A 26,580-nucleotide genomic window follows, 5' to 3' on the forward strand; every position below is an offset into this window, starting at 1 on the left:
AAATTCATGCATCGGATAAATAAAAAGGCTATGTTTTGGGGCCTAGCACTTATTATTTTGGGAATAATTTGTGGCTTAGGAAATTTATGGCTTAATAATTTAACAATAAGTGGGGCAACATTTTTTCGAGAAAGTTTTATTTTGATTCCAGTTGGCTGGATTTTAATGGGAATAGGATGCTTGATTTTGGTAGTAGCAGCTTTTATTGCAATTAGAAAAAATGATATGAATGAAAATAAAAGTTTGCGTAAGAAAAATAAAGAGCAGAAAAATAATTGATATTTGACTATGATAGTATAAACTGGATAGTGAAATGGTTAGAATTAAGAATGAATTTTAAATGTAAAGGTGAAGGAAGTTGTCGTCTGCTACTTTAACAACAAATTTAATTATTATATTATTGATTTTTATTGTTGCGATTTTCTTTGTTGTGGCTGAATTTGCATTAGTTACTGTGCGTCCCAGTCAATTAGAGGATATGATTGCTAATAAAAAGGGAAATACTAAAAAGCTAAAAAGAGCGCTCCATATGGCGCATAATTTAAATGAATACCTCTCTACAACTCAAGTGGGAACTACATTAGTGGGAGTTATTTTAGGGTGGTTAGGTGAGGCTACAATTGAAGAAGCATTAACTGATTTGTTTAAATTAACTCCATGGTTTGGTCCGAAAACAAGTGGCTTTTTGGGAGCGATTGTCGGAATTATTTTGTTAACTTATTTAGAAGTGGTTATTACAGAAATTGTGCCTAAAAATGTCGCTATTGATACACCCGTAAAATGTTTGATGGCAGTTGTAACTCCGTTAACAGTTTTTCATACATTAGTATATCCATTTGTGTGGTTACTCAATATTAGTGCAAATGGTTTATTACATCTGATGGGAATGAAAACTGCTAGTGAAGAAGACGAAGTGTATTCACAGTCAGAAATCTTACGTTTATCACGTAATGCTGTAAGTGGTGGTTCACTTGATAAAGATGATTTACTTTATATGGAACGTGCCTTTGAATTAAATGATAAGATTGCTAAGGATATTATGACGGATCGGACTCAACTGGAGGTATTAAACTATAAGGATAATGTTCAAACAGCGCTCCAAAAATATCTAGAATATGGTTTTAGCAGATTTCCGGTAGTTAGAGATCATAATAAAGATGATGTAGTTGGATATGTTTATTCTTATGATATTGTTTTACAAGATCAAAATAATCCTCAAGTACCTATTACAAGAATTATTCGAGCAATTATTACGGTCCCAGAATCGATGTTAATTCAAGATATTTTACAACTAATGATTAAAAAACACACACCAATTGTATTAGTTGTTGATGAATATGGTGGTACAAGTGGGATAGTCACTGATAAAGATATTTATGAAGAACTTTTTGGGTCAATTAAAGATGAAATTGATGATGTTGCAGATGAATACATTGTTCGAGATGATCATGGTAATATTCATGTTTCTGGTAAGACAACACTTTATGACTTTGAAAGATTCTTCCACAAGAAGCTAAAGAATTTTGAAGATAGCGATATTATTACAATTGGTGGCTATATGATGGGGCATTATCCCAACTTAAAGCGTGGAGAAAGTGTTGAATTTGAAGGCTTTAAATTTGAGTTAGTAGATGTTGAACAAGGTTTCATGCGTTGGTTTATTGTTTCTGAAATTTCTAAGTAAGAATCATGAATAATTAAGCACTGTAATGGTGCTTTTTTTATTAACATAATGTTATAATCGTATTTATAATAAAACAATTAGAGAGTAAGGGGATTAGACATGGCAAAAGGTGACAACATTACTAATATCATTGATCACGTTTTATATAGTCAAGAAGATATTCAAGAAATGTGTAAACGTTTAGGACAACAACTTACAGAAGATTATGCTGGAAAGAACCCACTTGTAGTTGGTGCTCTAAAAGGTGCTGTCTTTTTCTTAACTGACTTAGTTCGTAATATGGACGTTGTAATGGAAAACGACTTTATTGATGTGTCTAGTTATGGGGATGGCTTTGAATCAACTGGTAAAGTGACATTAGACACTGATGTTAAAGCAGATGTTAAAGGTCGTGATGTCTTAATTGTAGAAGATATCGTAGATACAGGCCATACTTTAAAATTTATGGAAGATCTTTTGTTACAACGTGGGGCCAAATCGGTTAAGTGTTGTGCACTTTTAAATAAACCAGCACGCCGTGAGGAAGATGTGACAGTTGACTATTATGGTGCAGAAGTACAAAATCAATTTGTAGTTGGGTATGGATTAGATTATCTTAATAAGTACCGTAATATTCCTTATATTGGTGTTTTAAAGCCTGAAGTTATTAAGGCAAACTTAAATAAATAACTTCTCAAACGGTTCTCATTTGAGAATCGTTTTTCATTAGAAAGAAGGATTGAGAAGTGCATAGATACCACCATCGGATAACATTGCCTCTGATTATTTTAACCTTGATTATTGTATTGGGGATTTTAGGAATAGGTTTCTTTAATATTTTGAATAATAAAAATACGACAGTTCCAAGAGGAGCTAATATGAGCGTATTAGGAATTGAGTTAAATCAAAATATTAATAAAGTTGATTTGCATCAAGTACAAGAAAATGGAATTTCTTTTGTTTATTTGAGATCTACCCAAGGAAAGACTTATTTCGACGATGATTATTATCTTTATCGAGATCAGTTAAAGGGAACCAAGCTGTCATATGGTTCAATTTTAACTTTTAGTGATGAAAGTACACCACTAGAACAGTACAATTATTTTAATAAAAAAGTAGGTAAATATAGTGGAAATTTGCCAATTATGATTGTTCCAGCAGAGAAAAATGATAGTAAAAAGTATTGGAAAAAGTTGGCCAGTTTAACAACCTATTTCCAACAAAGTGGACGTAGTGTAATAGTGGCTGATAACCATCAGTGGAAAAATCTTTTTTCACCCCAAACACAATTTCTTTATACGGGAGCTAGTTTGAAGAAAAGAAAAGATTATTCATTTTGGTGCTATACTCAAAAAGGACGAGTAAAAGATACTGATTATTTAAATCGAGATGTGACAATGTTTGCTTATTTAGGAAGTATGGCTTCTTATCAGCAGCTTTATGATTCAGATTTGACACAATAAAATGAAAGGGAAAGTAGATGTATACTTCAAAAATTAAAGATGTCCTGGCACAAGAAAAAAAGTTAAAGCCGACTTTAATTCAAGAAAAAACTTACGAACCAATTATAAATGGAGACGATGTTGTTGGATTAGCTAAAACTGGAACCGGGAAGACTTTAGCTTATGGCTTGCCTGTTTTAGAGCGCATTAAAAAAGTTGGTGGCCAAGCGATAATTTTAGAGCCAACAACTGAATTAGCTATTCAAACACGCAATGCTTTACAAAAATACCTTAGTGCCTTGCAATTAAAGTCTTTAACTTTAGTTGGAGCTGGAAATCGCAAGCGCCAATTAGAACGTTTACGTAAGGAAAAACCAGAAATTTTGATTGCAACACCAGGACGTTTGTTTGATTTTATTTCAGAAGGGAAAGTAGATCTGGAAAAAATAAAATCTTTAGTAATTGATGAAGCAGATGATATTTTAGAATTTACAAAGGCGGATTTATTAGTATCTTTAAGTCAAAATTTAGAACAAGATTCACAAATTTTACTTTTTGGAGCTTCTGAATCAAGAGTTACCAAGGATGCTGAAAATTTATTTGAACGCCAATTTATCTTAATTGACGTGCGTCCAGATCAAAAATCATCAGTTGACCATAGTTTTTTGCAAGTTTCTAACCAATATAAAATACAATTTTTACAAAGACTTGCTAAGTTAGATAAGTTTAAGGGAATTCTATTTTTTGATTCGACAGAAACGGAAATGAAATTTGCAAGAATTTTTGCTCATAGCAAAACACCATTTTCGGTCTTAAGCAATCAAACTAACAAACAAGAAAGAGAAAGAATTTTACGCAAATTTAGATTGGGTCATAGTAAATTATTGTTTGCGACTGATTTAGCTGCTCGTGGCTTAGATATTCCAGACTTAACTTATGTAATTAATTTTGAAATTCCAAGTGAACTTAACACTTATATTCACCGTAGTGGTAGAACAGGAAGAATGAATAATGAAGGTCATGTGGTGACATTGGGAGATGACCATGATTTTCGTGATTTGAAAAAGCTCTTAAATAATGAATTTGACTTACAAAGAGTATATTTTGAAGGTTATCATTTAACTACCACCAAACCTCAAGATCAAAAGAAAAAGATAAATAAAGTACAAAATGAAGAAAAAACGAGCAAAGTAAAGAGAACTTCTAAAAAGAAGAGATGGCGTAATAAGAAAAATAAAGGGTACCATCCTCATAAGAGAAAAGAAGGTAAGTAATGGCGCGCTTAGTAAATTGGCTAGAAAATTACATTTTACCAATTGCAACTAAATTAGGTCAGATTCGCTGGTTGGTAGCACTGCGAGATACATTTATTTCTCTATTACCTATTACAATGGCTGGCTCAATTGCTATGCTTTTTAATAGTTTAATAAAAGCTGTCCATTATCGTTTTAGTTGGGAACATTTTTATAGTTTAATGCATCCTGTAATGATTATGGATAATATTGTGTGGAATGGTACTTTTGCAATTTTTGCAATTTATTTTGCACTTTCTTGGGGATATCACTTAGCTAAGACTTATGAAGTAAATACTTTGGCTGGAGCGGTAGTAACCTTGGCTTCGTTTGTAATGAGCGTAAGTGATGTTATTCAGTTGGATTATCGTGGCAAGCAAATTGATGTCAAAAACGTAGTAGATATTAAGCAATTTTCAACAACAGGATTGTTTACAGCAATTATTTTTGGCTTAATTGGTATGGGAGTTTTCATCTTGGCTTCACGAGCAAGAGCTACCTTGAGAGTAAATCCTACTTTACCCCATGCTGAATGGGTAGCCTTTACAACCTTGCTCCCAATTTTGCTAGCAATTTTTGTGGTAGCAGCAATTAATTGTGCTTTCCAGGAAATAACAGGGACCTATTTTGGTGATTGGCTATTAAAATCAATCCAATCACCTCTAGTTAATTTGGGGCAAGGATTTGGCGTAGTACTTTTATTAACAGCCTTGGTGCAGTTATTTTGGTTCTTTGGGATTAATGGTGTTAGTGTCTTAACACCCGTAATTGATTCCTTATGGCTTACGCCAGAAAATATTAATGTGACTGCTGTAAGAAATGGAAATGTAATTCCTTACACTTGGGTAAAAGACTCATTCAATGTTTTTGCCTGGTTTGGTGGTGCGGGTGGCACGCTAATGTTGGTAGTGGCAATATTATTATTTTCAAAAAGGTCCGATTTTAGGACAGTTGCTAAAATGGCTTTTGCCCCCGCAGTGTTTAATATCAATGAACCAATGCTTTTTGGATTGCCAGTAGTCTTTAATCCGGTATATCTCATTCCTTTTGTGGCAGCACCAATGGTAAATGTAAGTTTAGCTTATTGGGTTACTAAATTAGGATGGGTGAATCCAGTACAAATCTTTGTTCCAGGAGTAATGCCACCATTGCTTAATGCATTTTTAGGAACAAACTATGACTGGCGAGCCATTATTTTGGTATTAGTCAATATGGTAATTGCTTTAATAATTTGGATGCCATTTGTCTTTGCGGCTGATAAAATTGCCCAAGATGAACAAAGAAACTTCCAAATGTATCAATATTAATTAAATAATTAGTAATTTTCTTATACTTCAAGACTTTAGTCTATTAAAAAATAAAGGTATAATTAGATTATGCTAATTATGACCCCGTAGTTCATCTGGATAGAACAATGGTCTCCTAAACCGTAAAGGTGAGTTCGAATCTCACCGGGGTCATTACTAAAGGAAGGGCTTGCCTTCCTTTTCTTATTAAAAGGTGAGAGAAGAATATGAAGCAATTAAAGGTAATGACTGTTTTTGGTACTCGACCAGAAGCAATTAAAATGGCACCTGTTGTTCTAAAGCTGCAAGCTGATTCACGCTTTAAGCCGGTAACAGTAGTAACTGCTCAACATCGCGAAATGTTAGATCAAGTACTAGAAATTTTTAAAATTGTGCCTGATTATGATTTTAATATTATGCACAAGAATCAAACTTTAGAAGAAATTACTTCTAAAGTGATGCTTGATTTGTCTAAAGTTATCAAAAAAGAAAAGCCAGATATTGTGTTGGTGCATGGTGATACCACAACAAGTTTTGCGGCAAGTCTAGCTACCTTTTATCAACAAACTACTTTGGGACATGTGGAAGCAGGTTTGCGAACTTGGAATAAATATTCTCCATTTCCTGAAGAAATGAATCGTCAAATGACTGATGACTTAGCCGATTTATATTTTGCACCGACAGAGTTAAGCAAAGAAAATTTAATAAAAGAAAACCATCCTGCTAAAAATATTTATGTAACTGGAAATACAGCAATTGATGCTTTACAGCAAACTGTTCAACAAGAGTATCATCATGAGGTTTTAGATCAAATTGAAGATGGTAAAAGAATTATTTTAGTGACAATGCACCGACGTGAAAATCAAGGTGAGCCGATGAGAAGAGTATTTCAGGTGATGAAAGAAGTTGTAGATAGTTACAATGATGTTGAAATTATTTATCCAGTTCACCTATCACCAGCAGTACGTAAAGTAGCAACAGAAGTATTGGGTAATGACAAGCGCATTCACTTAATTGATCCTGTTGATGTAGTAGATTTTCATAATCTTGCTAAAAGAAGTTACTTTATTATGACAGATTCAGGAGGAGTGCAAGAAGAAGCACCTAGCTTAGGAAAGCCAGTTTTGGTATTGCGTGATACAACTGAAAGACCAGAAGGAGTTAAGGCGGGAACGTTAAAATTAGTAGGTACAGATCAAGCAAAAGTGCGCCAAGCAATGATAAAACTTTTAGAAGATAAAGAGTTTTATAATCAGATGGCAACTGCTAAAAATCCTTATGGAGATGGTCATGCAAGTGAAAAAATATTAGATGCAATGATTGAATATGAAAAAAATAAGACCAAGTAATTATTACTTGATCTTATTTTTTGCTCTTTTATTTTTAAAATATTTGGTAAAGCGACTACTAGTATTAAGGAAAATAGATTTAGTAGTTAGATAGTTGAAGATCCCCACTAAAATTTGGTCAATTGTTTTAACAAATAATGTATTCCAGTGAAGCCAAGAAAGTCCGACTAACATAATTAAGTTGTCAGGAATTAAACTTAAAATCCGATAAAGAAAAAACAAGCCCAATTGATAAATTGTTCCATGGCGAGTATCTACGTTCTCCACAAATACTCCATGCTTGTTAAAAACAAAAGAAACTAAGTTAGAAACAATAAATGATAAAGTGTTGGCGTAGATTAAAGGAATTTTCCACCAACTATGAAAAAGAATAAAACTAACAATATTAATTAAGGCAGCTAAAAAGCCAAAAAAAGTGTAAGCATAAAAATTACGATGTCTTGCTACTAGTCGAGCTCCGAGTTGTCTAATTTGTGCTCTAGTAATATCAGAAGAATCTTTATGCTTTTTACTCATGTAAGCCCTCAACCATTTGCTTTGCTGCTTGATCAATTAAGTCAATATCTTCATCTTCAACAGCATTTTCAATTTTTACTGGATCAGCTACTTCGATTGCACCAACTTTTTTAAAAGCTTTTTCAAAGTCATTTACATTTTCACAAAAATGATCTTTGTAAGTTCGATCTCCTGATCCCATAACCGCAAACTTTTTCCCTGTTAAATTTAGGGTAAGTAGTTGGTCATAAAAGTCTTTTAATTCATCAGTCATTACACCTTCGCCGTAGGTATAGGTTACCACGATGCAAAGATCACTATCTAAAAAAGAAGTTGCATCTGCAAAGCTGATGTCAGTAGTAGTTACGTCCAAACCTGCTTGTAGTAAGTTATCTTCTAAAATTTCTGCCATATCTTCGTTATTGCCAGTCATACTAGCAAAAACTATTTGTGCTTTCATAATTTAGATTGCCTCTTTTATCTTTTTTCTTTTTATTATACTAGAGGAGACAAAGAATGTGTAAAGAGTTAGAGAAATTATTTTAAAAAAGCTTTATAATATATAACAGAATATTTGCCTAATTATATTTAAAGGAGAGGTATTAATGATTACAATTAAATCAAAAAGAGAATTGATCGGAATGCAAAAATCTGGTCGTTTGCTTGCTTCAATGTTTGAAGCCTTACGAGACTTTATTAAACCCGGAATTACTGCTTGGGATATTGAAGAGTTTTGCCAAGATTTTATGAAGAAACATGGTGGTCGTTTATCTGAACAAGGTTTTGAAGGCTACAAGTACGGAACTTGTATCAGTGTTAATGAAGAAATTGCCCACCAAATCCCACGAAAAGATCGTATTTTAAAAGAAGGCGATCTTGTTAGTGTTGATGTAACTTGCAACCTAGATGGCTACGAAACAGATTCATGTACAACTTATGCTGTAGGTAAAATTTCCAAAGAAGATCAAAAATTGCTTGATGTTACTGAAAAAGCAATGTACATGGGAATTGATCAAGCAGTAGTAGGTAACCGTATTGGGGATATTGGGAGCGTTATTCAAAAGTATGTTGAAGATGACAATGGTTTTGGAGATGTACGTGAATTAGTAGGTCATGGTATTCAACCAACAATCCATGAAGATCCAGAAGTACCTCATTATGGTAAAGCTGGCCACGGCTTACGTTTACGTGAAGGAATGACAATTACTGTTGAACCAATGGTAGAAGCAGGTGGAGACTGGCGTATCAAGCAAACTAGTGTAGATGATCCTAATGACGATTGGATTTTCTATGCAACACCAGATGGTTCTAAGTCTGCTCAATTTGAACATACTTTTGCTATTACAAAAGATGGTCCTAAGATTCTTACTCTTCAAAAACCATATGATGGTTTAGAAAAATATGTACCCCATTTTGATGAAGAATAAGATTTATGAAAAAAGCTAATAAAGTATTTTCTACTTACTTTAAGCAGTTTTTCAAAGACTTATCTAAAATAATTTCTCAAGGGGAAATTACACAAAATTCTATTATTATTGCTTACTATATGCTATTCAGTATATTTCCAATTATTATTATAGTGGGAAATATCTTACCACTTTTTCAGATTAATGCTAAGCCACTTACAGAATATCTGAATTTAATTTTACCTAAGCAAGTAGCAGAATTCGTAATACCAATTATTTCAAGTTTGCTAAATCAACATTCTAGTGGATTTATTTCTTTTGGTATTATTGTAGCTTTGTGGTCTTTCTCTAGTCTGATTAATTCAATTAGGATGTCAATGAATAAGATCTATGGAGTTTATAGCCAAGAAAAGGGTAAACCATGGTGGAATTATTTATTAAGTAGGGTAATAACCTTATTTGTAACAACGTTAATGATTATTGTCATGATCTTATTGAGTTTAGGACTAGCATTTGGTAAACAAATTGTAGAATTTTTAGGCCCGATTCTGAACATTGATGTAACTTGGATTTATAAATTAGATAGTTACAAGTGGCCTTTGGTCTTAGTGATGATGGTAATTTTAAATATTTATCTTAATTATGCTTTACCAAATATTTCTCAATTTAAACATGTAGTTTGGCCGGGAACAATTGTTACAGTGATCTCTTGGGGAGCTTTAGCTTATTTTTTTGGTTTATATTTACAATATTTTGGAACAAAATGGCAAAATTATGGGATTGTAGGAACATTTATCGTATTTATGCTTTGGCTGAATATTATGGCACTTCTTTATTTATTTGGGGTTTGTATTAATGCGACAATTAATAAGCTGAAAAATGGAGATGTTTCTTATAGTAGGACTTCATTTTGGAGAGCAATAAAGAACAATTATCTACTAAAATCAAAGCAAAATGAAAGTTAGGGTTATTTTTGGTAAGATATAGTTAAAGAAAAAATTTAATCAAGAAAGAGAAAATTATGAAAGTAAGAAAAGCAGTTATTCCAGCAGCTGGATTAGGAACCCGTTTCCTTCCAGCTACAAAAGCAATGCCTAAAGAAATGTTACCAATTGTGGATAAACCTACAATTCAATTTATTGTAGAAGAAGCTAAAAAGTCAGGAATTGAAGATATTTTAATTGTTACTGGAAAAAATAAGAGATCGATTGAGGATCATTTTGATGCAAATCCAGAACTTGAACAAGATCTTGAAGAAAAACATAAAGATAAACTATTAAAATTAACCCAATCAATTACAGACTTAGGAGTAAATCTTTACTATACTCGGCAGCCGCATCCAGCAGGACTAGGAGATGCAATTTCACGAGCACGTAGTTTTGTGGGAGATGAACCATTTGTAGTTATGCTTGGAGATGATTTAATGGCTGATAAGACACCATTAACTCAGCAATTAATTGAGCGCTATAATGCAACCCATGCTTCAACAATTGCAGTAATGAAGGTTCCTCACGAAGAAGTTTCCAAATATGGTGTAATTGCTCCAGCAGGTGAAATTGAAGATGGCTTGTTTAATGTAGATTCATTTGTAGAAAAACCAGCTGTTGAAGACGCACCAAGTGATTTAGCAATTATTGGACGTTACCTTCTTACCCCAGAAATTTTTGATATTTTAGCTAAGCAAAAACCTGGTCGTGGTGGTGAAATCCAATTAACTGATGCAATTGATACTATGAATAAGACTCAAAGAGTATTTGCACATGAGTTTAAAGGTGATCGCCATGATGTTGGAAATAAGGAAGGCTATCTTGAAACTTCAATTGAGTATGGTTTAACTCATCCAGAAACTAAGGATGATTTAAGGGAATACATCATTAATTTAGCCAAAAAGTTATCTCAAACAAATAATCACCCCAAAAATAAATAATTAAAAGCGAGATCTAGCCGGTCTCGCTTTTAAAATAAATAAATTCTTTGATGTTCCATATCAATTTGGATGCCGTAAATTTTTATTATCTTATTTTGATATTTAATTAAAAGTGGCAGCTTCTTATGATGAAGAGTAGCTACAATTTGTTTGAATGAAGCTAGTGTTTTAGATGAATTACCAGTTGAAAAATATGCTCCTGTAGAAGTAATTGTTACCTTATTTAAGGGATAAAACTTTCTTTTTTTATCAGGACGATAAAATAATGAATAGTTTTTGTTAAGATCGTTTGTTAGTTGTAAAAAAGAACTTAGTTGCATTTGATAAAAAGCCTTGAAATTAAATGAGTAAAAAGATAGGATAAGTACTAAACCTATATTTTTTAAAATTAGAAAAGGAATAATATGCATAAACATAAAAAGTTATGGATTACTCTAACCTCTATTATAGCAGCTATAGTTGTAATTTTTCTGGGGGCAGGGATGTACTTTTACCATGTAGCTTTAGTGCCAGGGCATAAGAACTTTATTAATAATAGTACTAAAGTAGCTAAATCTGATCCCCTCTATCAGCAGACAAAATGGTATCAAGATACTAAAAAGCAAAAGTGGTACATGAAATCAGCAGATGACAATTTAAAATTGGATGCTAATTACATCCCTAAAAAGGGATCGAATAAAACTGTGATTATTCTTCATGGGTATATGAATAACAAAGATACCATGGGCCCTTATGCAGCCTTATTTCACAAGTTAGGCTATAATACTTTGTTGCCAGATGCGCGAGGACATGGGCAAAGTCAAGGTAATTATGTGGGCTATGGCTGGCGTGAAAAAGCCGACGTTGCAAAATGGGCCCGTAAAGTAGTAGCTCATAATGGCAAAAATAGTAAAATTGTAATTTTTGGGGTAAGTATGGGTGGTGCAACCACGATGATGACAAGTGGAGAAAAATTGCCTAAACAAGTCAAAGCTTTTGTGGAAGATTGTGGTTACACAAATGCGAAAACCGAAATTGAACATGAAGCACAGAGTTTATATCATATGACTGCCTTTCCACGTTTCCCGTTAGTTGAAGTTTTAAGTGGAATAACTCGCATTCGAGCAGGGTACTTTTTAAATGACGCTAGTAGCGTGAAGCAACTGGCTAAAAATAAACGACCAATGATGTTTATTCATGGTAGTAAAGATACTTTTGTACCAACAGAAATGGTGTATGAAAATTATCATGCTACCAAGGGACCTAAAAAATTATGGGTTGTTCCAGGAGCAGTACATGCTAAGTCATTTAAAACACATCCAAAATTATATGAGAAGAAAGTCAATGAATTTTTAAAAGAATATGTGAGTTAAAAAATACCGAGAATATCTCGGTATTTTTTACGTTTTTTTAAATTAATTGAAGTTTGTATGACTTATTTTCCAAGATTAGTTATTATTTTTATAGATACCAATTTTAAGGAAGTAAAAAAATGAGAGATATGTATATTATTGCAGGAAAACGGACACCGTTTGGAAAGTATCGGGGATTTTTTAAAGATACAACTCCCGTTGAACTAGGAAGCATAGTTTTAAAAGAGCTTTTAAAAGAAACTAAACTTGCTCCAGAACAAATTGAAGGAGTCTTGGTGGGAAATGTACTAAGTGCAGGACTAGGACAAAATGTTGCGCGTCAAATTGCGCTGAAGTCTGGACTTCCTTATGATGTAGTAGCCACTGTAGTTGATGATGTTTGTGGTTCTAGTTTAAAGGCTTTACGCTTTGCGCAAGGTCAGATGGCATTAGGAGACTTAGAGTTAGCCGCTGTAGGTGGAGTAGAAAATATGACCAATGCGCCCTTGCTTTTGAGCAAAGCAGATAAGCATAGTGAGAATCCTAAGTTTCGTGATTCACTTCAAATTGATGGAATTGGAGATGCTTACAGCCAAAAGCCAATGGGACTTACCGCTGAAAAAGTAGCTGAGCGTTATCATGTAAGTCGTAAAGAAATGGATGAATTTGCCTACAATTCACATCTAAAAGCAACTAAGGCAACTAATGAAAATTGGTTTAAGGATGAAATCGTTCCTGTAACAATTAATGGAGAAACTTTAACCCAAGATGAAAGTATTCGTCCTGATACAAGTGTAGCTGCTCTAAGTAATTTGAAACCTGTCTTTAAAGAAGATGGTGACGTAACTGCAGGAAACTCTTCACCATTAAATGATGGGGCTAGCATGTTATTGGTAGCAAGTGCAGAAAAAGTTAAAGAATTAAATCTAAAACCAATTGGTAAAATAGGTGATTTTAGTGAAATTGGATGTGATCCTGATTACATGGGTTATGGACCATATGATGCTATTAAAAAGTTACTCGCCAAAAATCACACCACAATTGATGATTATGACCTAATTGAAATTAATGAAGCTTTTGCAGTACAAGCTTATGCAGTAGCACGTGATTTGAAGATCCCAGCAGAAAAATTGAATATTGCTGGTGGTGCCATTAGTTTAGGCCATCCCTTAGGCGCAACAGGTACTCGTTTAGTGTTGACTGCCTTGAATAATTTGAAAAAGATTGGTGGCAAGCGCGCAATTGTTTCTCTATGTATTGGTGGAGGACAAGCAATTGCTTATGAAGTGTGGAATCAATAATGCACTTTTATAAATTAGATCCTTACCAAAGACGTGAACTCTTAAAGGAAAAAGGAATTAAATTAGTTAAAATAGAGCCGGAAAAATTAGCTCGCTTAAATCAATTAAGTGAAAATGTTATTGGCGAAATAGATTTACCATTGGGAGTTGTGCAAGATGTTGTGGTAAATAATAAGTCTTATCTTGTACCAATGGCAGTTGAAGAACCTTCAGTTGTAGCAGCAGCCAATCATGGAGCTAAGGTGTTTGCTAAAAATGGGGGCAGCCATGTAGTAAGTAAGCGTGAAGGAATTTATGGGCAAATTGTTTTAAAAGTTGATCGAGCTTTTTCTTTAGAAGAATTAGCAAAAGATTTCCCTTATTATGTCTCTTTGGCTAACAAGGAATTTGCTAGTTTAGTTAACCATGGTGGAGGCGTTAAAGAAATAACTGGAGAAATTAAAGGTGACTTAGTATATCTAAAAGTTTTAGTAGATCCAGCCCAAGCCATGGGGGCCAATAAAACAAATTCAATTTTGGAATTTTTGAGTAATAAATTAGTTAATTTGCCTCATGTTCGAGAAAAAATGTTTGCTATCTTGTCGAATTATCCTAGTCAATTTGCGACTGCGAAAGTTGAGTTAACTGTTGCCAGTGTTGGAGGGATGCAGGTAGCTAAGAAAATTGCTTTATTAAGCAAAATTGGTTACCAGGATCCTTATCGGGCGGTCACAAATAATAAGGGAATTATGAATGGCGTTGATAGCATCTTAATTGCTACTGGAAATGATTATCGCGGTGTTGAAGCAGCTTGTGGAGTGTTTGCTAGTAAGTCTGGTAAATATCGTAGTCTGAGTAAGTGGGAAGTAGTAGATGATAAATTAATTGGGAGTTTAACTTTGCCTCTTGCTCTTGGTGTGGTAGGTGGCTCGATTAATAGTCGTCCAGATATACAGCAGGCCTATTCAATTTTAGGAGAACAAGTAAGTAGCGAACTTTTAGCAAGCTTAATTGTAACTGTAGGGTTAGCCAATAATTTTGCGGCTTTACATGCAATTTCTACTAAGGGTATTCAAGCAGGCCATATGAAGTTGCAAGCTCGAAATTTAGTTGCAAATTTAGATGCAAGTCCCGTAGAGAAGAGTAAAGTTTTAAAAGAAATCGTAAAATTAAAACACTATTCTCAAGCTCAAGCGCAGGAGATATTGGAAAAGGTTAGAAAGCAAGAGGAAGATAAATGAAAATAGGTATTGATCAAATAGGATTTTACACTCCTAACAAATATGTAGATATGGTTGATCTAGCTCATGCGAGAAAGCAAGATCCAAATAAGTTTTTAATTGGAATTGGACAAGAAACAATGACAATTGCTGATCAGACTCAAGATGCTGTCTCAATGGGGATTAATTCTACACTAAGATATCTTGATCAAATTGATAAAGATAAAGTAGGGTTGTTAATTTTTGGAACTGAAAGTAGTGTAGATCAATCTAAATCTGCCTCTTTATTCGTTAAAACTGCCCTTAATTTATCACCACAAGTGCGAACTTTTGAAGTTAAAGAAGCTTGTTTTGGATTGACAGCAGGTTTAATGATGGCACGTGATTATGTTTATAGTCATCCAGATAAAACTGCGATTGTAATTGGAAGTGACATTGCGCGTTATGGAGTAAATAGTGGTGGAGAAGTTACCCAGGGAGCTGGAAGTATTAGTATCTTAGTAAAGAAAGACCCACAAATTATGGAATTAAATGAGGGCCATAGTGCTTATAGTGAAGATATTAACGATTTCTGGCGTCCTAATAATTCTAAACTTGCAAAAGTAGACGGAAAGTATTCAACACAAGTATACTTAGATTTCTTTACCAAAACTTTTAATCAGTATAAAAAAGAACAAAAATTGGCTACTAAAGATTTTGATGCCTTAATTTATCACTTACCTTTTACAAAAATGGGGCTGAAGGCAAATCGTTTAGCTGTTGAAGGTGAAGAGGAAGAAACTACCCAGCGTCTTCAAGATAACTTTGAAGCAAGTAAAAAGTGGAGTGCAAAAGTTGGAAATATTTATACTGGATCACTTTATTTAAGTCTTTTAAGTTTACTTGAAAATGGTAACTTGACCCCTGGTGCTAGAATTGGATTATTCTCCTATGGTTCAGGAGCCATGGCAGAATTTTTCTCTGGTACTTTAGTTGAAGGTTATCAAAGTAAACTTAATAAAGAAGCAGATCAAGCTTTAATCGACCAACGTAAGAAATTATCAGTTGCGGAATATGAAGAGATTTTTAATAATAGTTTGCTTGATCCTGAAGATAGCATTACATTAAAGAGCGATGAAGTAAAAGGTAAATGGTATTTTGCTGGAACTAAAAATGATATTCGACAATATTCTGTAAACTAAAAAAGCCACCCAGGAGGGTGGCTTTTTGTTATAGACTATTTATTGCGTAAAACTAATTTGGCAACGCCTTCCCAACGTGGGGTTTGAGGCATCATGTCAATTGGCTTAATTACGCGCACATCATATGCTTCACTCAAAAAAACTAAATCTTTAGCTAGAGTTGATGGATTACATGAAATGTAAACAAAGGTTTCTGGTTTAACGTCTAGTAGAGTTTTTATAAGTTTTTTATTAAGACCTGTTCGAGGGGGATCAACAATTACAGCGTCAATATTAATTCCTTCTTTGCGAAGTTGTGGTAAAAGTTTTTCAACATTGCCTTGAATATATTCAGCATTTTTAACGTGATTAAGCGAAGTATTAGTTTGGGCATCAGTTACTGCTTCAGGGATGCTTTCAATTCCGATAACTTGATGAGCCCGATCACTGGCTAAAATTCCTAATGTTCCAACTCCACTGTAGGCATCAATTAAAGTTTGATCAGGAGTTAAGTCAAGGTATTTTAAAGCTTCACTGTATAAGTTGGTAGTTTGTTCTGGATTTAACTGGAAAAAGGCCCGAGGTGAGAGCTTAAATTTTTTACTTAAAATTTCTTCAGTAATTGTATCTTTACCAAATAGCTTAGTGGTTTTGTTACCCCAAACTTGAGGATTATTCCATTGCGTTTCATTTTGAAATACACTTACTACATTTGGAAGTTTCATAATTTCTTTTGCTAATGGAATTAAGTTTTTAATTTTTTTACCAACGGTAATTAAAGTGACTTGAATTTCTTTAGTAGAAAATGATTCTCTAACAACTACGGTCTTAATTCCCTCAGCTTTGCGACGGAAATTAGCAATTGGAACTTGAAACTTAGAAATTAATTTTTTGATTTCACGTTCAGTTTTTTGAGTTGCCTTAGATTGAGTAGGCATTTCGGGAAGATCAATCAAATTATGTGAATTTGGGGCGTATAATCCAAGCTTAGACTTTCCTCGATTAAGTTCAATTTGATATTGTGCTTTATTACGATAGTGCCATTGTTGTGGAGCAGGGAGAGTCTTTTTAACTTTAATTTTTTGGTAATTACGTGGATGGTATTTTCTTAATGCATCAAGTATTAAATGTTGTTTAAATTCAAGCTGCTTAGGATAAGCTAAATTCGCTAATTCTAAGCCTCCTGTGCGTGGATCTACTCCTTTAGGGAAAGTTACACGATCAGGAGATTTTTCTTTAATACGGACTAATTCTCCTTCAAGATAGTGAGGATAAGATTTGGTGATTTTTGCTACAACTACTTCATCTGGCAAGGCACCTGGAATAAAGATGATTTTCTTTTTATAATAGCCAATTCCTTCACCATTAATTCCAAGGCGTTTAATTGTTACAATAACGTCTTTGGTTTTATTTTTTGTAAATTTTGTCAAAATTAAGACCTCATTTCGATTCATCTTAAAAAGTATGTCACAATTATAATAAGGGGATTAGAGCAAGAACACAAGCAAAAGAAGGGAGAAAAAATGCAAATTATTACTAAAGTAAGTAGACAAAAGCGTAAAGGTTATTACAATATTTTTTTAAATAATTCTTTTGCCTTTGGAGTAAGTGAAAGAACGCTAAGTGAATATAGATTACTCGTTGGAGTAGAGCTTACTGATGAACAAATTAAAGTAATTAAACAATTTGAACTAAATGATAAGGCCTTACAAGTGGCAATTAATTACTTGAGCTATCAGCCAAGAACTGTGGGTGAAATAAAACAATATTTGCATAAAAAAGAAGTAGGGCAAGAGGCAGTAGAAAATATAATTATTCAATTAACTAATTTGGGTTATTTAGATGATGAAAAATATGCAGATCTTTTTATAAAAAATGATTTGCGGGTTGGCAAAGATGGACCCAAAACGCTTATTTTTAAGCTCACACAAAAGGGAATAGCAAAGAATATTAGTGAACCCCTTATTGAAAAAATTGTACCTGAGGACTGGATAGAAGCAGGAATACGGTTAACAAATTCCTTGCGTAACCAAACCGGAAGGCTAACTTTAAAAGAAATTCAAAGGAAGGCAAAAACTAAACTAATTAGTCATGGTTTTACAAGTGAACTAAGTGATTTAGTAATTGAAGCCTTAGATTTACAAGAAGATGCTAGTGAACGAATAGAAGCGTTAAAAAAACAAGCCAGTAAAGCATGGCGTCGTTATCGAAATAATGATGAGTATACAAGAAAGCAGAAAGTACGACGAGCATTATACCAGCATGGTTTTTCAGGAAGTGAAATTGATGATTTTTTAAATGGAGAAATTATGGACCTTCAAGACCTCAATTCAGACTATTAGTTTTATAATAATAATGAGAGAAAATTGAAGGTGATTAGATTGGCACTTCCTAAAGAGGGAGATTATATTGCCATTCAGAGTTATAAACATAATGGCAATCTCCATCGTACTTGGCAAAGTACAATGGTAGTAAAAATGGAACAAAATATTTTAATAGGAGCAAATGATAGGACGTTAATTACTGAAGGGGATGGAAGAAAATGGGTTAGTCGAGAACCAGCCTTAGTTTATTTTCACAAAAAATATTGGTTTAATATAATAGTAATGTTTCGCCCAGAAGGAATAGCTTATTATTGCAATCTAGCTACTCCATTTATAATTGATCGTGAAGCACTAAAGTATATTGACTACGATTTAGATGTGAAAGTTTTTCCTGATGGCGAAAAAAGATTACTTGATGTTGAAGAATACGCATTAAATAAAAAAAGATGGAACTATGGTGAAAAAATTGATTCGATTTTGCGTGATTCTAGTTTAGAATTATTAGAGTGGATTGATAAGAAAAAGGGACCTTTTGCACCAGCATTTCCGAAAATATGGTATGAAAGATATCAACAGATGCGTCCAATAAAAAATAATTATAGAAGAGGAAAACAATAATGGAAATTAAGAATGTAAACTCTAAAGTAGTAGTTGGGAAAATTTTTATGGCAAGTCAACTTGATGAAAATCGTAGTTTTGCTCAACTAATTCAACAAGCTGAGACAGATCCAGAATTTCAAAATTTCTTAAGTACCAATAATGTTCAAAATCAACGTACTAGCTTAATTGTCTTTAATCCTGAAAGTTTTATGCTTTTTTATGGAGCAGCTTTTGATGAAAAAGTAGCTCTTCCTGCTGGCTTTAATCATTATGACTTACCTAAGGCAGAAGTTGCTCAGGAATTAACTGAGGGAGTAAACTTAAGCTACTTTAGTCAACCTTTGAATGTAACTATTCCCAAATTTTTAGAGAAGGTTACAGAAGCTGATATTAAACACTATGAAAATATTGGAGATAGTCCTACCCCATATATTTTGTCAGAATTAAATTTAGAGACAAAAAAACTAACTCAATCTTTATACTTAAAAGAGAGTTAGTTTAAGAAGTTAACGCTGTTGGGGATCGATTGAAAGATTATCGTATTCTAGGTAAGCTCCAATACAAGTTGAGATAAGCATTATTAACAAAGCCCAACCAGTTGCAGTTCCGATAATAAATTTTAAAGGTAAAAATTGCCGTACTAAGATTGTGCTGATGGTGCATAAGATAAAGTCAAGTAAGAAATTACTGATTAGTAAAAGACGACGTCTGCGAATACTAAAGAAGAGTAAAACTTGTCTAAAAAATTTATTAGGACTATCACTTGATAAAAGATGTAATGGACGCTGAACAGTTGCCTTAACTGCAAACATAATTAAAGCTCCTACAAGGGCCCCCACAAGTGTACGCCATGGGCTGGCTGAGTGCATTACTAACGCATTGTAACAAATTCCAATAATTCCCAAGCTACAGAGGTAAGGAATCAATAAAAGAAAAATAAAGACTAAGTAGATTCGTTCTTTTTTCATATTTAACCTCATTTCTTAACCTTAATTTTAACATAAACGGTTAATGACCTAATTAAAAGAAAAGTAATTATTTAACGAAAGTGAGATACTCAATGAGTAGTGACCCCAAGTCTGGAAATTTTTTAACAAAATTAAAGGCAAAATTTCATAATGAAGCGCCAATTAGTGGTGCAGAAAGATTAGAAAAAGAAATTAATAAACTCTACCATGAAAAACTTTTGAGTGAAAGAGAATTCGCAATGGTAGATGGAATTATTAATTTTGAAAATAGAATTGCGCGTGAAATTATGGTGCCGCGAATTGATGCCTTTATGGTAGATTTAAAGGTGCCTTTTCAAGAAAATCTAGATGAGATCTTAAAAAATCCTTATTCAAGAATCCCAGTTTATGATGGGGATAAAGATAAAATAGTAGGTGTCATTCATATTCGAACTGTTTTACGCAAAGCGCGTGAAGTAGGATTTGATAATTTAAATTATAAAGATGTAATGTTTAAACCACTTTTTGCACCTGAAACAATTGATTTGGGAGAATTACTTTTAGAAATGCAACAAACTCAGCGTCAGTTAGCGATTTTAACTGATGAGTACGGAGGAGTTGTGGGGTTAGCAACAATTGAAGATATTATTGAAGAAATTGTTGGTGATATTGATGATGAAGTAGATCGGACCGAAATTTTATTTAGAAAAATAAATGACAGACAATATGTGATTCGTGGTAAAATGCCATTAAATGATTTTAACGATGAATTTGGAACGCATTTAGAGATGGAAGATGTGGATACAGTTGCAGGCTATGTAATTACCAAGTTGGGATTAATTCCTGCAAAGGGAGAACAATTGAGTGTTAAGCTAGATAATGGGATGACCTTGACTACCCGCAGAATGAAAGGGTCAAGAATTTTAACCCTTTTATTAACCTTACCTGATGATCAAGAAAATTTAGAAAAAAAGGAAGAAAAAGAATAAATGACAAAATTAACTGATGAAGTAAATAAACGGCGAACTTTTGCAATTATTTCTCACCCTGATGCTGGTAAAACTACAATTACTGAACAAATGCTTTTGTTTGGTGGAGTAATTAGAAGTGCAGGGACTGTTAAAGCAAGAAAAAGTGGACACTTTGCTACTAGTGACTGGATGGATATTGAAAAAAAGCGTGGAATTTCTGTTACTAGTTCTGTTATGCAGTTTGAATATCAAGGAAAAAGAATCAATATTTTAGATACTCCTGGGCACCAAGATTTCTCTGAAGATACTTATCGAACTTTAATGGCAGTTGATGCTGCAGTAATGGTAATTGATTCTGCTAAAGGTATCGAACCTCAAACCAAAAAGTTATTTAAAGTTGTTAAGCAACGTGGAATTCCAATTTTTACTTTTATGAATAAGTTGGACCGAGATGGACGAGATCCCTTGGATTTAATTGCGGAATTAGAAGATTTACTAGGTATCGAAGGGGTCGCAATGAATTGGCCTATCGGTATGGGAAAACAATTAAAAGGATTGTATGATATTGCTAATCATCGGGTAGAACTATATCGTAAAGATGAAGCTGATCGCTTTTTGCCTTTAAATGACGAAGGAAAGTTATCTGAAAATGAAGAACTAGCTAAAGATAGCTTATTTGAAAGCACTTTGGATGAAATTGATCTTTTAACTGAAGCAGGTAATCAATTTGATAAAGAAAAGATTTTAAAGGGAGAACAAACCCCAGTATTTTTTGGCTCAGCTTTAACTAATTTTGGAGTGGAAACTTTTCTTGATAGTTTTGTAAATATTGCACCTGCACCTCAAGAACACACTGTTAATGGGGATGAAAAGTTGAAAGCAGATGACAATGAATTTTCTGGATTTATTTTTAAGATTCAGGCCAATATGAATCCTAATCACCGTGATCGAATTGCTTTTGTAAGAATTGGTAGTGGTGAATTTAATAAGGGGATGGATGTCACTTTAGCAAGAACAGGTAAACCAGTTCGCTTGAACAATGCTACAGAGTTTATGTCTAGTGAACGAGTTCAAGTTTCAAATGCAGTAGCTGGCGATATTGTAGGTTTATATGATACTGGAAATTTCCAAATTGGTGACAGTATTTACGCTGGCAAAAAGAAAATTGAATACCCTGAATTGCCACAATTTACACCAGAAATTTTTATGCGCGTAACTGCAAAAAATGTTATGAAACAGAAATCTTTCCATAAGGGAATTACACAATTAGTTCAAGAAGGAGCAATTCAACTTTATCGTGGGTGGTCAACAGATGATTATATTTTGGGTGCTGTTGGGCAATTGCAATTTGAAGTATTTTCTTATCGAATGAAAAATGAATATAATTCAGAAGTAGAATTGCATTCATTAGGAAATAGAGTTGCACGTTGGATTAATCCAGAACAACTTGATCCCAAAATGTCTTCTTCAAGAAACTTACTTGTTAAAGACCGTGAAGGAGAACCTCTATTTTTATTTGAGAATGCATTTGCTGAGAGATGGTTCCAAGATAAATATCCAGATGTTGAATTAACTTCAAGATTATAAGAAAAAAGTGCTGGGAAAAATCAATTTTTCTCAGACACTTAAAACAGTTAGTTCTCTTATGCTTTATAATTGTAGCTATATAAAGTAAAGTTTGGGGTAAGAAGAATGTAATGGTCATCGTCTTGCCCATTTCTATTTACCGAGGGTTACCCAAAGCCCTCGGCTTTATTTTACTCTCACTAATTTTTATACCCCCTCTCCAAAATAATTGTGAAATTTTCTATCACTTAAAAAGAGGGGTGTATTTCTTTATTTAATAAAGAAGTTTTTGTAAGGGTTAGTTTTTAAGTAAGAATATTGCTAAAATATTAATTAGGTTATCAATGTAGCTAATTGATAACTTAGTAACTTCGATTGGCTGCACACCCCTCAACATTATTTCAGTTACGGAGGTGAGAGCCATGTCAAATGGAATAGACTGGAGAAGTAGGCTACCTTGTCCATAGCTGATGCTATTGTGATAAGCATCGTCCTTAATAGCTTAGGAAACTTTGTTATTAAGTGTGCAAATGCTTATGCAATAATAAAAAAAGCTAATCACAAGGATTAGCTAACAATCTAGTCATTCAAGTTACGATTGGAGTTAACGAGTCGCATTCGTTAGCTCCTTTTCTTTATCTATTATAAAAAAAAATCCACAAATTTCAAGATGGCAGGTGGGAACAGCGTCATTTTCCCTAGATAATACTTTAAAATAGAGACCGTTTCTTTATCCAATAAAGAAGTTTTTTCTGTGAGGGTTAGTTTTTAAGTAAGAATATTGCTAAAATATTAATTAGGTTATCAGTAGACGCGAATTGATAACTTAGTAACTTCGACTGGCTGCACACCCCTCAACATTATTTCAGTTACGGAGGTGAGAGCCATGTCAAATGGAATAGACTGGAGAAGTAGGCTACCTTGTCCATAGCTGATGCTATTGTGATAAGCATTGTGCTTAATAGCTTAGGAAACTTTGTTATTAAGTGTGCAAAAGCTTATGCAATAATAAAAAAAGCTAATCACAAGGATTAGCTAACACTCTAGTCATTCAAGTTACGATTGGAGTTAACGAGTAGGATTCGTTAGCTCCTTTTCTTTATCCATTATAAAAGAAAAATCTACAAATTTCAAGGTTAAGTGTCAAGAGAGTAAAAAGGTATGAGAATAAATAAATTAATGCTGGACTGATGTTTATGAGGAATCTAAGGAATTATTGGAATACAAAAGTCTTAGAGATGACTGTTTTGACAAAAAGAGGTACAAAAAAAGAGTAAGATTTCTAAAAGTAGAATTCTTACTCTTAATTAATTTTTAGTCTAGGGAATTAGTTCTTCCCAGACTCTTTTATTATTGATTAGTCTTTGTCACAAATGATTGAAATGACCTTTCGGCTGCGATCAACATGAATATCATAGATTTTATCACCATGAATTAAACGTTTAATCACAAATTCAACTTCATCTTGGCGAATACCGCGATCATGATTTTCCATTACAATTTCAATTTTGTTAGGTGTTTCAGTATATACAACTGTAGTGTTTCCTAAAGAATATACTTTAACAAATTGACTAACTGTAGAAGATAGTTGTTTTTCAACTAAGTCACGATGTGTATTAGTAACGTCAATTAAATGCATAATTTCACATCCTCATCTAGTTTTAGTAAGTAAAAACCTCTAGTAGTTAGTATACGCTTTTTTAGAAGGAAGTTGAAAATTAAATTATTTTTCGTGAATAGCTACTTCTTCATTTTCTAATGAGGCAGTCAAATCATTAGCAGTTGGATTATCTAATTTATAATCAGCAACTTTATCTTCAATGAGTTCCTGAATGATGCGACGTAATGGACGCGCACCCATTGTAGGATCATATCCTTTTTCAACAAGTAGTTGTTTAACATCGTCTGCAACATCAATGTGAAGATTTTCATCTTTAACCATTTCATTGGTTTCATTAAGCATTAAATCAACGATTTTAAGTAAATTATCCTTAACTAATGGCTTAAATTCAACAATATCATCTAAACGGTTAAGAAATTCTGGTTTAAAGTATTGACTCATGACACGTTTAAATTGTTCTTGATGAGAATTTTCAGCAGCAAATCCAACAGAAGCTTCTTTGATGCCTTGACCAGCATTTGAAGTCATAATGATGATTGTATCTTTAAATGATACTGTTCTACCTTGAGAATCAGTTAAACGCCCATCATCTAAAATTTGTAAGAAAAGGTGTAAGACATCAGGATGTGCTTTTTCAATTTCATCAAATAAAATTAAGCTGTATGGATTATGACGAACTCGTTCGGTTAATTGACCGGCTTCTTCATAACCAACGTAACCTGGAGCAGATCCAATTAACTTAGAGACAGAATAGCTTTCCATGTATTCACTCATGTCAAAGCGAATCATTGCTTCTTCAGTACCAAAGACTTGTTTTGCAAGTTGTTTAGCTAATTCAGTCTTTCCAACACCTGTAGGACCTACAAAAAGAAAGGAGCCAATTGGTCGGCCTGTTTTGTTAAAACCAACACGATTACGACGAATAGCACGAGCAACTGTATTAACAGCTTCATCTTGACCAATAACATTCTTTTGCAAATCGGTTGCTAAATTAATCAATTGAGCTTGTTCTTGTTTTTGTAATTCGCCAACAGGGATGTTAGTTTTTTCTTCAATAATCTTATTCATGATCTTATCAGTGATGACAGGGGTCTTATCTGGATCAACTTTTTGATCCTTTAATTTGTTATACTTGTCGATCTGATCCCGATAGTAAGCAGCTTTTTCATAATCTTCATTAGATAAAGCTTGTTTTTTGAGATCTTCAGCAACATTAACACGTTCTGCTAATTTATTACTATCGACATAAGGAATGGTTAAGTTCATTCTTGACCCAGCTTCATCAAGTAAGTCAATTGCCTTATCAGGTAAGAAGCGGTCTTGGATATAACGTGAAGAAAGTTTAACGGCTGCTTCGATTGCTTGATCAGTGTAATTTACATGATGATAATCTTCATAGCGTGGACGAATACCTTGTAAGATTTTAATGGTTTCTTCAATTGAAGGTTCTTTTACCTGAACTGGTTGGAATCTTCTAGCTAGGGCAGAATCTTTTTCAATATTTCTAAATTCTTTGATAGTAGTAGCTCCAATTAATTGAAATTCACCACGAGCTAAAGCTGGTTTAATAATGTTACCAGCATCCATTCCACCTTCAGAATTACCAGCACCAACAATTTCATGAATTTCGTCAATGAAAAGTATGATGTCGTCTTTTTCTTCTAATTCTTTAATTAATTGTTCCATCCGTTGTTCAAATTGGCCACGGATTCCAGTTCCTTGAACTAAAGAAACCATATTTAAAGAAATAATGCGTTTATCTTGTAATTTTGCTGGAACAGAGCCGTCAACAATTTGTTGTGCTAGTCCTTCAGCAACAGCCGTTTTACCTACACCAGCTTCACCAATTAAAACTGGATTATTCTTAGTTCTTCGGTTTAGAATTTCAATTACACGAGCGATTTCTTGATCACGACCAATTACAGGATCTATTTTGCCTTTTTTGGCTAATTCGGTGAGATCAGTTCCGTATTGGTCTAAAAGGGAAGGTCTTTTAGGACGACGTCCACCATTACGTCCGCCTGCTCCCATATTTCTTTGGTTAGGATTTTGATTATTACGATTTTGATTTCCAGAAAATGCATTTAAAAATTCATCGAAATCACCAAAAAATTCATTATTCATATTTTTATTAGTTCCTTGCATATTTTTTAATTCTTGATAGCATTGTTGACATAAAGATATATTGCGGCCTTGGCCATTTACGTTTGCATAGAAGCGAATAGTAGCCGGGCGCTCATTACAATTTTCACATAACATGTGCCAGCCTCCTTTTTATTTGTATAATATGTTATTGGTAATTGTAATCGTTAGCACTCTAATTCGTCAAGTGCTAAACTTCAATTTCTTACTTTTCGTAAGAAAAACTTAATAAATTTAAAATGGTGATTGAAAAGATGAAAGAATATGAAGAAATTTTAATAAAATTAGCTGATGGAGAATTAACTGAGTATCGAGTAGAGCCTCAAAAGGCTTTTAGTTTTCAAGAGACCTTACGAAAATTTGGGCGACGTCAGGAAATAACAGGAAAAGCTGAAAGAGGCGGTACAATTTTATATACGAAAATTAAAAGTGAAACTTAATTATTAAAATGAAAACAATTTCAGTGAAGATTCTTGTTTTAAAATTAAAAAAATGATATTCTAATAACAAGAAAGGGGTTACACCCCTAAAACATTAAAGATTTAAAGGAGATTCAAA

27 protein-coding genes and 1 tRNA gene are annotated in these 26,580 nt (G+C 33.4%); 21 read left to right on the forward strand and 7 right to left on the reverse strand.

Annotated elements, in window-relative coordinates; all coding sequences use genetic code 11:
• The first annotated feature begins 6 nt into the window (after nucleotides 1-6).
• The 8 genes from FP435_RS01860 to wecB all read left to right on the forward strand — a co-directional run bounded on the left by FP435_RS01860 (nucleotide 7) and on the right by wecB (nucleotide 7,032).
• Nucleotides 7-279 (forward strand): hypothetical protein, encoded by a 273-nt coding sequence (locus FP435_RS01860; RefSeq protein ID WP_265484073.1) that lies wholly within the window; start codon nucleotides 7-9, stop codon nucleotides 277-279.
• A 79-nt stretch (nucleotides 280-358) separates the two neighbouring features.
• Nucleotides 359-1,684, forward strand: coding sequence for a hemolysin family protein (locus FP435_RS01865; RefSeq protein ID WP_265484074.1), 1,326 nt, complete (start codon nucleotides 359-361; stop codon nucleotides 1,682-1,684).
• 99 nt (nucleotides 1,685-1,783) lie between these two features.
• Nucleotides 1,784-2,353 (forward strand): hypoxanthine phosphoribosyltransferase, encoded by a 570-nt coding sequence (gene hpt, locus FP435_RS01870; protein ID WP_265484075.1) that lies wholly within the window; start codon nucleotides 1,784-1,786, stop codon nucleotides 2,351-2,353.
• Nucleotides 2,354-2,409: 56 nt separating this feature from the next.
• On the forward strand, nucleotides 2,410-3,126 hold the full coding sequence (locus FP435_RS01875) for a GH25 family lysozyme (RefSeq protein ID WP_265484076.1): 717 nt from the start codon (nucleotides 2,410-2,412) through the stop codon (nucleotides 3,124-3,126).
• Between the two features lie 17 nt (nucleotides 3,127-3,143).
• Nucleotides 3,144-4,379, forward strand: coding sequence for a DEAD/DEAH box helicase (locus FP435_RS01880; RefSeq protein WP_265484077.1), 1,236 nt, complete (start codon nucleotides 3,144-3,146; stop codon nucleotides 4,377-4,379).
• The gene (locus FP435_RS01885) at nucleotides 4,379-5,704 is read left to right on the forward strand and encodes a PTS sugar transporter subunit IIC (RefSeq protein WP_265484078.1); all 1,326 of its coding nucleotides are present in this window, start codon (nucleotides 4,379-4,381) and stop codon (nucleotides 5,702-5,704) included. The genes FP435_RS01880 and FP435_RS01885 overlap by 1 nt, the downstream gene beginning before the upstream one ends.
• An 80-nt stretch (nucleotides 5,705-5,784) precedes the next feature.
• Nucleotides 5,785-5,857, forward strand: a tRNA-Arg gene (locus FP435_RS01890).
• A gap of 53 nt (nucleotides 5,858-5,910) precedes the next feature.
• Nucleotides 5,911-7,032 carry a non-hydrolyzing UDP-N-acetylglucosamine 2-epimerase gene (wecB, locus tag FP435_RS01895; protein WP_265484079.1) on the forward strand — a complete coding sequence of 374 codons (1,122 nt, stop codon included), beginning with the start codon at nucleotides 5,911-5,913 and terminating at the stop codon, nucleotides 7,030-7,032.
• A 3-nt stretch (nucleotides 7,033-7,035) separates the two neighbouring features.
• Here the strand turns inward: wecB and FP435_RS01900 are convergent, their stop codons facing one another.
• Together FP435_RS01900 and FP435_RS01905 are read right to left on the reverse strand one after the other, a co-directional pair.
• Entirely contained in the window at nucleotides 7,036-7,548 is a 513-nt protein-coding gene (locus FP435_RS01900) for a GtrA family protein (RefSeq protein ID WP_265484080.1), read from the reverse strand.
• Nucleotides 7,541-7,987 carry a flavodoxin gene (locus FP435_RS01905; protein ID WP_265484081.1) on the reverse strand — a complete coding sequence of 149 codons (447 nt, stop codon included), beginning with the start codon at nucleotides 7,985-7,987 and terminating at the stop codon, nucleotides 7,541-7,543. Before FP435_RS01905 ends, FP435_RS01900 begins: the two co-directional genes overlap by 8 nt.
• Nucleotides 7,988-8,132: 145 nt before the next feature.
• Here FP435_RS01905 and map point away from each other — a divergent pair, with 145 nt between their 5' ends.
• From map to galU, 3 genes are read left to right on the forward strand one after another with little or no spacing between them, the layout of a single operon-like run.
• Nucleotides 8,133-8,954 (forward strand): type I methionyl aminopeptidase, encoded by an 822-nt coding sequence (gene map, locus FP435_RS01910; RefSeq protein ID WP_265484082.1) that lies wholly within the window; start codon nucleotides 8,133-8,135, stop codon nucleotides 8,952-8,954.
• Nucleotides 8,955-8,959: 5 nt separating this feature from the next.
• On the forward strand, nucleotides 8,960-9,898 hold the full coding sequence (locus tag FP435_RS01915; RefSeq protein WP_265484083.1) for a YihY/virulence factor BrkB family protein: 939 nt from the start codon (nucleotides 8,960-8,962) through the stop codon (nucleotides 9,896-9,898).
• 56 nt (nucleotides 9,899-9,954) lie between these two features.
• A complete protein-coding gene (gene galU / locus FP435_RS01920; protein WP_265484084.1) occupies nucleotides 9,955-10,860 on the forward strand; it encodes a UTP--glucose-1-phosphate uridylyltransferase GalU in 906 nt (301 codons plus the stop codon).
• 29 nt (nucleotides 10,861-10,889) lie between these two features.
• Here the strand turns inward: galU and FP435_RS01925 are convergent, their stop codons facing one another.
• Nucleotides 10,890-11,180, reverse strand: a complete 291-nt coding sequence (locus FP435_RS01925) for a hypothetical protein (protein WP_265484085.1) — start codon at nucleotides 11,178-11,180, stop codon at nucleotides 10,890-10,892.
• An 84-nt stretch (nucleotides 11,181-11,264) separates the two neighbouring features.
• On the opposite strand from FP435_RS01925, the gene FP435_RS01930 reads away from it, so the two are divergent.
• The 4 genes from FP435_RS01930 (at nucleotide 11,265) to FP435_RS01945 (ending at nucleotide 15,872) form a co-directional block, all read left to right on the forward strand.
• Complete coding sequence (locus FP435_RS01930; protein WP_265484086.1) at nucleotides 11,265-12,212, forward strand: alpha/beta hydrolase; 948 nt, start codon at nucleotides 11,265-11,267, stop codon at nucleotides 12,210-12,212.
• 119 nt (nucleotides 12,213-12,331) lie between these two features.
• Nucleotides 12,332-13,492, forward strand: coding sequence for a thiolase family protein (locus FP435_RS01935; RefSeq protein WP_265484087.1), 1,161 nt, complete (start codon nucleotides 12,332-12,334; stop codon nucleotides 13,490-13,492).
• Complete coding sequence (locus FP435_RS01940) at nucleotides 13,492-14,712, forward strand: hydroxymethylglutaryl-CoA reductase, degradative (RefSeq protein ID WP_265484089.1); 1,221 nt, start codon at nucleotides 13,492-13,494, stop codon at nucleotides 14,710-14,712. The genes FP435_RS01935 and FP435_RS01940 overlap by 1 nt, the downstream gene beginning before the upstream one ends.
• On the forward strand, nucleotides 14,709-15,872 hold the full coding sequence (locus tag FP435_RS01945; RefSeq protein ID WP_265484090.1) for a hydroxymethylglutaryl-CoA synthase: 1,164 nt from the start codon (nucleotides 14,709-14,711) through the stop codon (nucleotides 15,870-15,872). The genes FP435_RS01940 and FP435_RS01945 overlap by 4 nt, the downstream gene beginning before the upstream one ends.
• 35 nt (nucleotides 15,873-15,907) lie before the next feature.
• Here the strand turns inward: FP435_RS01945 and rlmD are convergent, their stop codons facing one another.
• Nucleotides 15,908-17,281: a 23S rRNA (uracil(1939)-C(5))-methyltransferase RlmD gene (gene rlmD, locus FP435_RS01950; RefSeq protein WP_265484092.1), complete on the reverse strand. Its 1,374-nt coding sequence runs from the start codon at nucleotides 17,279-17,281 to the stop codon at nucleotides 15,908-15,910.
• A gap of 93 nt (nucleotides 17,282-17,374) precedes the next feature.
• On the opposite strand from rlmD, the gene recX reads away from it, so the two are divergent.
• From recX to FP435_RS01965, 3 genes are read left to right on the forward strand one after another with little or no spacing between them, the layout of a single operon-like run.
• Nucleotides 17,375-18,193 carry a recombination regulator RecX gene (gene recX / locus FP435_RS01955; protein WP_265484093.1) on the forward strand — a complete coding sequence of 273 codons (819 nt, stop codon included), beginning with the start codon at nucleotides 17,375-17,377 and terminating at the stop codon, nucleotides 18,191-18,193.
• A 39-nt stretch (nucleotides 18,194-18,232) separates the two neighbouring features.
• Nucleotides 18,233-18,793 (forward strand): DUF402 domain-containing protein, encoded by a 561-nt coding sequence (locus FP435_RS01960; RefSeq protein WP_265484622.1) that lies wholly within the window; start codon nucleotides 18,233-18,235, stop codon nucleotides 18,791-18,793.
• A complete protein-coding gene (locus FP435_RS01965; protein ID WP_265484094.1) occupies nucleotides 18,793-19,272 on the forward strand; it encodes a hypothetical protein in 480 nt (159 codons plus the stop codon). The genes FP435_RS01960 and FP435_RS01965 overlap by 1 nt, the downstream gene beginning before the upstream one ends.
• Nucleotides 19,273-19,281: 9 nt before the next feature.
• Here the strand turns inward: FP435_RS01965 and FP435_RS01970 are convergent, their stop codons facing one another.
• Entirely contained in the window at nucleotides 19,282-19,743 is a 462-nt protein-coding gene (locus FP435_RS01970) for a hypothetical protein (protein ID WP_265484095.1), read from the reverse strand.
• A gap of 92 nt (nucleotides 19,744-19,835) precedes the next feature.
• Here FP435_RS01970 and FP435_RS01975 point away from each other — a divergent pair, with 92 nt between their 5' ends.
• Both FP435_RS01975 and FP435_RS01980 read left to right on the forward strand, forming a co-directional pair.
• On the forward strand, nucleotides 19,836-20,711 hold the full coding sequence (locus FP435_RS01975; RefSeq protein ID WP_265484096.1) for a hemolysin family protein: 876 nt from the start codon (nucleotides 19,836-19,838) through the stop codon (nucleotides 20,709-20,711).
• A complete protein-coding gene (locus FP435_RS01980) occupies nucleotides 20,712-22,280 on the forward strand; it encodes a peptide chain release factor 3 (protein WP_265484097.1) in 1,569 nt (522 codons plus the stop codon).
• A gap of 1,336 nt (nucleotides 22,281-23,616) precedes the next feature.
• On the opposite strand, the gene FP435_RS01985 is transcribed toward FP435_RS01980, so the two are convergent.
• Both FP435_RS01985 and FP435_RS01990 read right to left on the reverse strand, forming a co-directional pair.
• On the reverse strand, nucleotides 23,617-23,898 hold the full coding sequence (locus FP435_RS01985; RefSeq protein WP_265484098.1) for a DUF1827 family protein: 282 nt from the start codon (nucleotides 23,896-23,898) through the stop codon (nucleotides 23,617-23,619).
• A gap of 84 nt (nucleotides 23,899-23,982) precedes the next feature.
• Complete coding sequence (locus tag FP435_RS01990) at nucleotides 23,983-26,139, reverse strand: ATP-dependent Clp protease ATP-binding subunit (RefSeq protein WP_265484099.1); 2,157 nt, start codon at nucleotides 26,137-26,139, stop codon at nucleotides 23,983-23,985.
• Between the two features lie 137 nt (nucleotides 26,140-26,276).
• Here FP435_RS01990 and FP435_RS01995 point away from each other — a divergent pair, with 137 nt between their 5' ends.
• Entirely contained in the window at nucleotides 26,277-26,462 is a 186-nt protein-coding gene (locus FP435_RS01995; protein ID WP_416202970.1) for a hypothetical protein, read from the forward strand.
• Nucleotides 26,463-26,580 lie beyond the last annotated feature (118 nt).

It is taken from the genome of Lactobacillus sp. PV037, assembly GCF_014522345.1.
Taxonomy (GTDB): Bacteria; Bacillota; Bacilli; order Lactobacillales; family Lactobacillaceae; genus Lactobacillus.

What these genes read in the sequence shown, in the direction of transcription:
- FP435_RS01860 (WP_265484073.1), top strand. Translation starts at nt 7, where the DNA reads ATGCATCGGATAAATAAAAAGGCTATGTTTTGGGGCCTAGCACTTATT.
- hpt (WP_265484075.1), top strand. Translation starts at nt 1,784, where the DNA reads ATGGCAAAAGGTGACAACATTACTAATATCATTGATCACGTTTTATAT.
- FP435_RS01880 (WP_265484077.1), top strand. Translation starts at nt 3,144, where the DNA reads ATGTATACTTCAAAAATTAAAGATGTCCTGGCACAAGAAAAAAAGTTA.
- FP435_RS01885 (WP_265484078.1), top strand. Translation starts at nt 4,379, where the DNA reads ATGGCGCGCTTAGTAAATTGGCTAGAAAATTACATTTTACCAATTGCA.
- wecB (WP_265484079.1), top strand. Translation starts at nt 5,911, where the DNA reads ATGAAGCAATTAAAGGTAATGACTGTTTTTGGTACTCGACCAGAAGCA.
- FP435_RS01900 (WP_265484080.1), bottom strand. Translation starts at nt 7,548, where the DNA reads ATGAGTAAAAAGCATAAAGATTCTTCTGATATTACTAGAGCACAAATT.
- FP435_RS01905 (WP_265484081.1), bottom strand. Translation starts at nt 7,987, where the DNA reads ATGAAAGCACAAATAGTTTTTGCTAGTATGACTGGCAATAACGAAGAT.
- map (WP_265484082.1), top strand. Translation starts at nt 8,133, where the DNA reads ATGATTACAATTAAATCAAAAAGAGAATTGATCGGAATGCAAAAATCT.
- FP435_RS01915 (WP_265484083.1), top strand. Translation starts at nt 8,960, where the DNA reads ATGAAAAAAGCTAATAAAGTATTTTCTACTTACTTTAAGCAGTTTTTC.
- galU (WP_265484084.1), top strand. Translation starts at nt 9,955, where the DNA reads ATGAAAGTAAGAAAAGCAGTTATTCCAGCAGCTGGATTAGGAACCCGT.
- FP435_RS01925 (WP_265484085.1), bottom strand. Translation starts at nt 11,180, where the DNA reads ATGCAACTAAGTTCTTTTTTACAACTAACAAACGATCTTAACAAAAAC.
- FP435_RS01930 (WP_265484086.1), top strand. Translation starts at nt 11,265, where the DNA reads ATGCATAAACATAAAAAGTTATGGATTACTCTAACCTCTATTATAGCA.
- FP435_RS01935 (WP_265484087.1), top strand. Translation starts at nt 12,332, where the DNA reads ATGAGAGATATGTATATTATTGCAGGAAAACGGACACCGTTTGGAAAG.
- FP435_RS01940 (WP_265484089.1), top strand. Translation starts at nt 13,492, where the DNA reads ATGCACTTTTATAAATTAGATCCTTACCAAAGACGTGAACTCTTAAAG.
- FP435_RS01945 (WP_265484090.1), top strand. Translation starts at nt 14,709, where the DNA reads ATGAAAATAGGTATTGATCAAATAGGATTTTACACTCCTAACAAATAT.
- recX (WP_265484093.1), top strand. Translation starts at nt 17,375, where the DNA reads ATGCAAATTATTACTAAAGTAAGTAGACAAAAGCGTAAAGGTTATTAC.
- FP435_RS01965 (WP_265484094.1), top strand. Translation starts at nt 18,793, where the DNA reads ATGGAAATTAAGAATGTAAACTCTAAAGTAGTAGTTGGGAAAATTTTT.
- FP435_RS01970 (WP_265484095.1), bottom strand. Translation starts at nt 19,743, where the DNA reads ATGAAAAAAGAACGAATCTACTTAGTCTTTATTTTTCTTTTATTGATT.
- FP435_RS01975 (WP_265484096.1), top strand. Translation starts at nt 19,836, where the DNA reads ATGAGTAGTGACCCCAAGTCTGGAAATTTTTTAACAAAATTAAAGGCA.
- FP435_RS01980 (WP_265484097.1), top strand. Translation starts at nt 20,712, where the DNA reads ATGACAAAATTAACTGATGAAGTAAATAAACGGCGAACTTTTGCAATT.
- FP435_RS01985 (WP_265484098.1), bottom strand. Translation starts at nt 23,898, where the DNA reads ATGCATTTAATTGACGTTACTAATACACATCGTGACTTAGTTGAAAAA.
- FP435_RS01990 (WP_265484099.1), bottom strand. Translation starts at nt 26,139, where the DNA reads ATGTTATGTGAAAATTGTAATGAGCGCCCGGCTACTATTCGCTTCTAT.
- FP435_RS01995 (WP_416202970.1), top strand. Translation starts at nt 26,277, where the DNA reads ATGAAAGAATATGAAGAAATTTTAATAAAATTAGCTGATGGAGAATTA.